A 6,338-nucleotide genomic window follows, 5' to 3' on the forward strand; every position below is an offset into this window, starting at 1 on the left:
GATCCGATGCTCGATATCCAGAATCTTGAAGTCGTCTTCGGCACCGGCCGCCTCAGGGTCGATGCGGTCAAGGACGTGAGCTTCCACGTGGAGCCCGGCGCGGCCTATGGGCTCGTCGGCGAATCCGGCTCCGGCAAGTCGACCGTGCTGCGCGCCATCTGCGGCCTGGCGCCGATCACCAGCGGACGTGTGCTCGTCGAGGCCAAGGAAGTCACCACACCGCGTGGCAAGGCGTTCTACCGCACGGTGCAGATGGTGTTCCAGGACCCTTACGCCTCGCTCCATCCACGCCATACGGTCGATCGCACGCTCTCCGAACCGCTCGCCATTCACGGCGAGAAGGACGCCGAGGCGCGCATCCTCCAAGCCCTGCGCGAGGTGGGCCTCGGCCCCTCCTTCCGCTTCCGCTATCCGCACCAGCCCTCTGGAGGCCAGCGTCAGCGCATCGCCATCGCCCGTGCGCTGATCCTGCGCCCGAAGGTTCTGCTGCTCGACGAGCCGACCTCGGCGCTCGACGCCTCCGTGCAGGCGGAGATCCTGAACCTGCTCGACGATCTGCGCCGCAGGCTGGGCCTGACCTATATCCTGGTCAGCCACGATCTCGCGGTCGTAGCCCACCTGTGCGAGCGCCTTCTGGTCATGCGCCATGGCGAGGCCGTCGAAGAGACGACGTCGACGGCCTTGCGCTCGGGCGTGGCCTCGAACGAATACACCCAGCGAGCCAGGGCTTTACGAGAGATGCGAAACAGCCGACACAAGCTCTGGTCGGTTGAACTTCAATTTGAATCCTAACCGTTTGGCACGAATCCATGTCCCGCTCTTCCCTGATGCCCGTCTTCGATGGCCACAACGACGTCCTTCTCCGCCTCATGCGCGGCAAGATCCAGCCGGAACAGGCTTTTCTGGAAGGCGACAACATCGGACACCTCGATTGGCCGCGCATGAAGGAAGGCGGCTTCGTCGGCGGATTTTTTGCCGTCTACGTGCCGTCGGACAGCGTGGGTGTCGATGTGGACGCGCTGATGACGCAGTCGCGCTATGACGTGCCCCTGCCCGCGACTCTGGCGCTGGCGCCGAGCCAGCAGGTCACGTTGCACATGGCCTCGCTGCTCATCCGCATCGAGCGTGCCTCGAAAGGCGAGGTGAAGATCTGCCGGACCGCCGCCGATATCCGCCAGTGCATCGACAACGGCAGGCTCGCGGCCATCCTGCACATCGAGGGCGCGGAGGGCATCGATCCCGACCTGCACATGCTGGACGTGCTCTATGAGAGTGGGCTGCGCTCCATCGGTCCGGTCTGGAGCCGCCCCAACATCTTCGGCCACGGCGTGCCGTTCCGCTATCCCTCGACTTCCGACACCGGTCCCGGCCTGACGGATCGCGGCCTTGAGCTGGTGCGCGCCTGCAATCGCCTGAAGATCATGATCGATCTCTCGCACCTGAACGAGAAGGGGTTCTGGGACGTGGCGCGCCTCTCGGATGCGCCGCTCGTCGCCACCCATTCCAATGCGTGGGAGATCTGCCAGCACTCGCGCAACCTGACCGACAAGCAGCTCGCCGCCATCCGCGAGAGCCGCGGCATGGTGGGTGTGAACTTCGCCACCTCCTTCATCCGCCCCGACGGCCAGCGCAATGACGACACGCCGCTCGAAGAGATGATCCGCCACATGGATCACCTGATCGCGCATGTGGGCGTCGATGGCGTCGGTCTCGGATCCGATTTCGACGGCGCCACCATCCCGGCGGAGATCGGCGACGTGCGCGGCCTGCCCCGCCTCGTCGACGCCATGCGCCGCCACGGCTACGACGAAGCGACCCTGCGCAAGCTCTGCTACGAGAACTGGGTGAACGTCCTGGAGCGCACCTGGGGACGGTGAGTTGCCAACCGTCATCCCGGGCTGCGAAGCAGAACCCGGGATCGTCTGCCGAGAATGACGCCTGAGCTTCAACACTGTCCTTCCCGCGCAGGCGGGAATCCATAGCCGCTGACGGTGCCAGAGCAATCAGCCCCGTGGTCATGGATCCCCTTCCCTCGCTACGCTCGCCGGGGATGACATCCAGACCGTCATGGCCTGCCTTGTGCCGGTCATCTCGATACGAAGAAGCGCAGCGTTTCAGATGATCGTCATTACCGGCACAAGGCCGGTGATGACGAGGGAGGTAACTTACCGCTCCGCCTTCGCCGTCAGCGCAAACACGCTTGCGATCCCTCCGACGCCGAGCATCAGCAATAAGCTCACCGCATTGATGGCCGGCGTCGCGCCCTCGCGCATCTGACCGTACATGGTGATCGGCAGCGGGGCGTCGGATCCGACGAGCATCAGGGTCGTGTTGAAGTTCTCGAACGACATCAGCAAAGCCACGAGCCCTGCCCCGATGAGCGCGGGGCTCAAGAAGGGCAGCGTCACGGTGCGCAGCACCCGCGCGCGGCTCGCCCCGAGGTCGAAGGCGGCTTCCTCCAGGGACAGGTCGAACTTGCGCAGACGGGCGGCGATGATGAGCGTCGAGATCGTGAGGATGAAGGACAGCTGTCCCAGGATGACGAGCGGCAGGCCGGGACGCAGGAAATCGAGGTCGGTCTGAAGCCAGTCCTCGAGCCCGTTCGCCACCCGGGAGAAGAAGGCGAGGATCGAGATGCCGAGCACCACGCCGGGGATCACGAGCGGCCAGAGCATCATCATCGCGAGAACCGTCTTGCCGCGGAATTCGGCCCGCTCCAGCACCCAGGCATTGACGGTGCCGAGGAGGACGGCGAGCAGGGCCACCGGCACGGCGACCTTGAAGCTGTTGCCGATGCTGCTCAACCAGATTGGGTCCGTCAGCACGCCGGGCTTGCCGAAGACGGTGCCGGACCCGGTGAACCATTCGAGCGTGAAGCCGCGCCAGGGCGGCGACGGGAACGGGCTCGCATTGAAGGCGAAGATCGCCACGATGAGCAGCGGCGCGAACAGGAAGATGTAGAATGCCGCGATGTAGAGCTTCCAGGCGATGGTCGGTCGGTTCATGGACTTCAAGCCTGCTTCAACGTGGTGCCAAGGCTCTGGCCGGTGAGGCGCAGGCCCGCCACACGATGGCGGAGGAGAGCAGCAGGAGCAGCATGCCGAAGGCTGCCCCTTGAGGCCAGTTGAAGCGCGTGATGAACTGCGCGTAGATCTGCTCGGTGAACCACAGGCCGTTCTTGCCCCCGAGCAGCACCGGCGTCGCGAAATTGCCGACGGTCAGCATGAACACGATGATCGAGCCTGCGACGATGCCGGGCATCGCATGGGGAATGACGATGCGGCGTAGGACGGTCCAGCGGCTGCCGCCGAGATCGAAGCCGGCCTCGACCACGGAGGGATCGAGGCTCTCCAGGGCATTGGCGAGCGGCACGATCATGAACAGCAGCCCGCCATAAACGAGACCGAGGATCACGGCACCGTCGTTGTAGAGGAGTTCCACCGGCTGGTCGGCAAGACCGACGGCCCGCAGCATATAGGAGATCACGCCGGTCTCGCGCAGCAGCATCATCCAGCCGAGCGTACGCACGAGCTCCGACACCCAGAACGGCAGCAGGCAGAGCAGCAACAGCATCGCCTTCACGCGGCCCTGCGCGACGCGGGCGATGTAGAGCGCGATGGGGAAGGCGAGCACGAGGGTGAGAGCCGTGACCAGGATCGACATGAAGGCGGTGCGGGCAAAGGTCCGCCAGTAGAGCGGCTCGGTGAAGAATTCGAGATAGTTGCCGACGCCGAAGGCATAGACCCGCGGCGCCACCCGCTCGCTGAAGGACAGGATGAGGATCTCCACATGCGGCAGCACGATGAGGAGCCCGAGCCACAGGATCGCCGGGGCGAGCAGCAGGAAGAACGTGAGGCGCTGCGCCGGTTTCGTCATCATGCGGCAAAGACCCTTATGGCGTCCGCCGTCCAGCCCACATGGATCGGCGCACCGACTTCGATGCCGGCGAGCGGTCCGGCCTGCGGGAGCACGGCACGAACCGGTCGATCGAAGCCTAGCGTCTCAATGAGCAGGCTCGAATTGGCGCCGTCGAACAGCACCGCTGACACCCGGCCCTCGAAACGATTCGGAAGGTCGCGCAACGCTGGCTGGTTCGGAGCCAGAGCGACGGCCTCCGGCCGCACGAAAGCGACGGCCGCTTTCTGCAGGACCCTGCCTGATCCTTGGGTCACTGTTCCCGAGGGCAGTTGCAGGGCAACGGTTCCATCGGACGACGACATGATCTCGCCCTGCCAGCGGTTCGTCTCGCCGACGAAGCTCGCCACGAAGGGCGTGGCCGGGTTGTGATAGAGCTCGCGCGGGCTTCCCACCTGCTCGAACCGACCCTGATTCATCACGGCGATGCGATCGGACATGACGAGCGCTTCGGACTGGTCGTGCGTAATGTAGGCGAAGGTGGTGTTGAACGTGCCCTGCAGCTGCTTCAATTCGATCTTCATGTGCTCGCGCAGCTTGAGATCGAGAGCGCCGAGCGGCTCGTCGAGGAGCACGAGCGTGGGCTCGAGCACGAGGCAGCGGGCAATCGCCACGCGCTGCCGCTGGCCGCCCGAGAGCGCCGTCACGCGGCGCTCGCCGAAGCCTTTGAGACCGACGCGCTCCAGCATGCGGTTAGCGCGCTCCTCGGCGTCCGCACGAGACACGCCGCGGCAGGTGAGCCCATAGGCCACGTTTTCACCGACGCTCATCATGGGAAAGAGCGCAAGGCTCTGAAACACCATGTTGACGGGGCGCTTGTTGGCCGGAACGCCGATCATCGACTGCCCGCGAATGCGGATGTCTCCGCTCGTCGGATGCTCGAAGCCGGCGATCATGCGCATCAGGGTGGTCTTGCCGCAGCCGGAAGGGCCGAGGATCGAGAAGAACTCGCCGGGAGCGACGCTGAACGTCACATCATCGACGGCCGCGTGGCTGCCGAAGCGCTTGGTGACGTTGACGATGTCGAGATCGTTTGAAGAGGCCATGACGCTGCCACGCAAAAAGTCATCCCCCGGCAAGCGCATCGTGCGGAAAAATGGGGCCGGTTTTCCGGCCCGAACGATGCGCTATCTAGAAACGAGCATCGGATGGATCCCAAAAGTGGAGTCCACTTTTGGGGCCGCTGCTTGCCGGGGGATGATGATACACTACGATGGGCTCTTACGAACCGGCCTTCAGACGGTCGAGGACCTTGCCCTCGATCTCCTCGATGCCGGCCGGCACGGCCGGATACCACTTGATGTTGTCGATGGCGGCCTTCGGGAAGCTCTCGGCGAACTGATCCTTCAGCTTGCCCTGCATGAGCTTGTCGGCACCGTTCGAAGCCGTGAAGTTGCCGGCGGTCGCAGCAACTTTTGCTGCGATCTCGGGCTTCATGTTGAAGTTGATCCACTTGTAGGCCGCATCGTCGTTACGGCCCTTGGCGGGAATCGCGAAGGTGTCGACCCAGCCGAGCGCGCCGGACTTGGGCGCGATGAACTTGATGTCGGCATTCTCGGAGTTGAGCTTCCAGCCGCCCGTGTCCCAGGCCATGGCGGCCACCACTTCGCCGGAGCGGATGGCGTTGAGGAGCTGGTCCTTGCCGTCCCAGAAGAACTTTACGCTCTTCTTGCACTCGGCGAGCTTCGCGCCGACCTTCTCCATCATGGCGGTGTAGGCCTTCGGGTCCTTGTAGGACGCGAAGGGGTCCATGCCGTTGGCGAACGCGAAGGCGATGAGCGCCGGGCGCTTGGCGCGGAAGCTGGCCTTGCCGGCAATCGCGGCATCGCAGAGATCGTTGTAATCCGCGACCTTCGGGGCCGCCTTGGTGTTTACGATGAGACCGTCGGTGCCCCAGATGTGGGGAACGCCGTAGACCTTGCCGTCGACGGTGGTGTTCTTCTTGGTCGCTTCCAGCATGGAGGCGATGAAGAGGTCGGACTTGAGCTTGGACAGATCGAGCGGCTTGTAGATGCCGAATTCCGCCTGCGGGCCGGCGATGCGGTCTTGGCTCGGCTGGACGAGGTCGAAGCCCGCACCCTGAGTGGCGCGCAGCTTGGAGATCATCTCCTCGTTGTTCGAGAGGGTGACCTCGACTTCGATGCCGGTCTCCTTGGTGAACTGCTCCATCACGTCTTTCGGAACGTAATCGGCCCAGGTCAGGAGCCGCAGCTTCTCGGCGGCCTGCGCCGATCCGACGACCATGAGTGCGGCGAGAGCCGTAGCCAGCTTCAAGCCGGCGCGTTTGGTCAACATCCTAGTGGACGGAATCTAACACTTGGTGCCCTCGCCGGACGGCAGCGATGATCTCATCTGGGTTGGCCGTCCAGGTGAAGGGCTTGGGACGTGCATTGGTTTCAGCCACGTAGCGGTTGATGGCCTCC

Annotated in this window: 6 protein-coding genes and 1 pseudogene; 2 read left to right on the forward strand and 5 right to left on the reverse strand. The window is 64.3% G+C overall.

All coding sequences use genetic code 11. The features are described from left to right. Window positions 1–6 precede the first annotated feature (6 nt). On the forward strand, window positions 7–792 hold the full coding sequence (locus FS320_RS09400; protein ID WP_152711104.1) for an ABC transporter ATP-binding protein: 786 nt from the start codon (window positions 7–9) through the stop codon (window positions 790–792). A 17-nt stretch (window positions 793–809) separates the two neighbouring features. Continuing rightward, window positions 810–1,877, forward strand: a complete 1,068-nt coding sequence (locus FS320_RS09405) for a dipeptidase (RefSeq protein WP_152711106.1) — start codon at window positions 810–812, stop codon at window positions 1,875–1,877. A 288-nt stretch (window positions 1,878–2,165) separates the two neighbouring features. On the opposite strand, the gene FS320_RS09410 is transcribed toward FS320_RS09405, so the two are convergent. From FS320_RS09410 to FS320_RS45870, 5 genes and pseudogenes are all read right to left on the reverse strand, one after another. Next, window positions 2,166–3,005: an ABC transporter permease gene (locus tag FS320_RS09410; RefSeq protein WP_152711107.1), complete on the reverse strand. Its 840-nt coding sequence runs from the start codon at window positions 3,003–3,005 to the stop codon at window positions 2,166–2,168. A 16-nt stretch (window positions 3,006–3,021) separates the two neighbouring features. Then, window positions 3,022–3,879, reverse strand: a complete 858-nt coding sequence (locus FS320_RS09415; RefSeq protein WP_244627053.1) for an ABC transporter permease — start codon at window positions 3,877–3,879, stop codon at window positions 3,022–3,024. Beyond that, entirely contained in the window at window positions 3,876–4,961 is a 1,086-nt protein-coding gene (locus tag FS320_RS09420; protein ID WP_152711108.1) for an ABC transporter ATP-binding protein, read from the reverse strand. The genes FS320_RS09415 and FS320_RS09420 overlap by 4 nt, the downstream gene beginning before the upstream one ends. 175 nt (window positions 4,962–5,136) lie before the next feature. Next, window positions 5,137–6,210, reverse strand: a complete 1,074-nt coding sequence (locus FS320_RS09425; RefSeq protein WP_152711109.1) for an extracellular solute-binding protein — start codon at window positions 6,208–6,210, stop codon at window positions 5,137–5,139. A gap of 1 nt (window position 6,211) precedes the next feature. Further along, window positions 6,212–6,338, reverse strand: a pseudogene (locus FS320_RS45870) (IS630 family transposase); the annotation flags it as partial.

The organism is Microvirga tunisiensis, assembly GCF_009296175.1.
Classification (GTDB): Bacteria; Pseudomonadota; Alphaproteobacteria; order Rhizobiales; family Beijerinckiaceae; genus Microvirga; species Microvirga tunisiensis.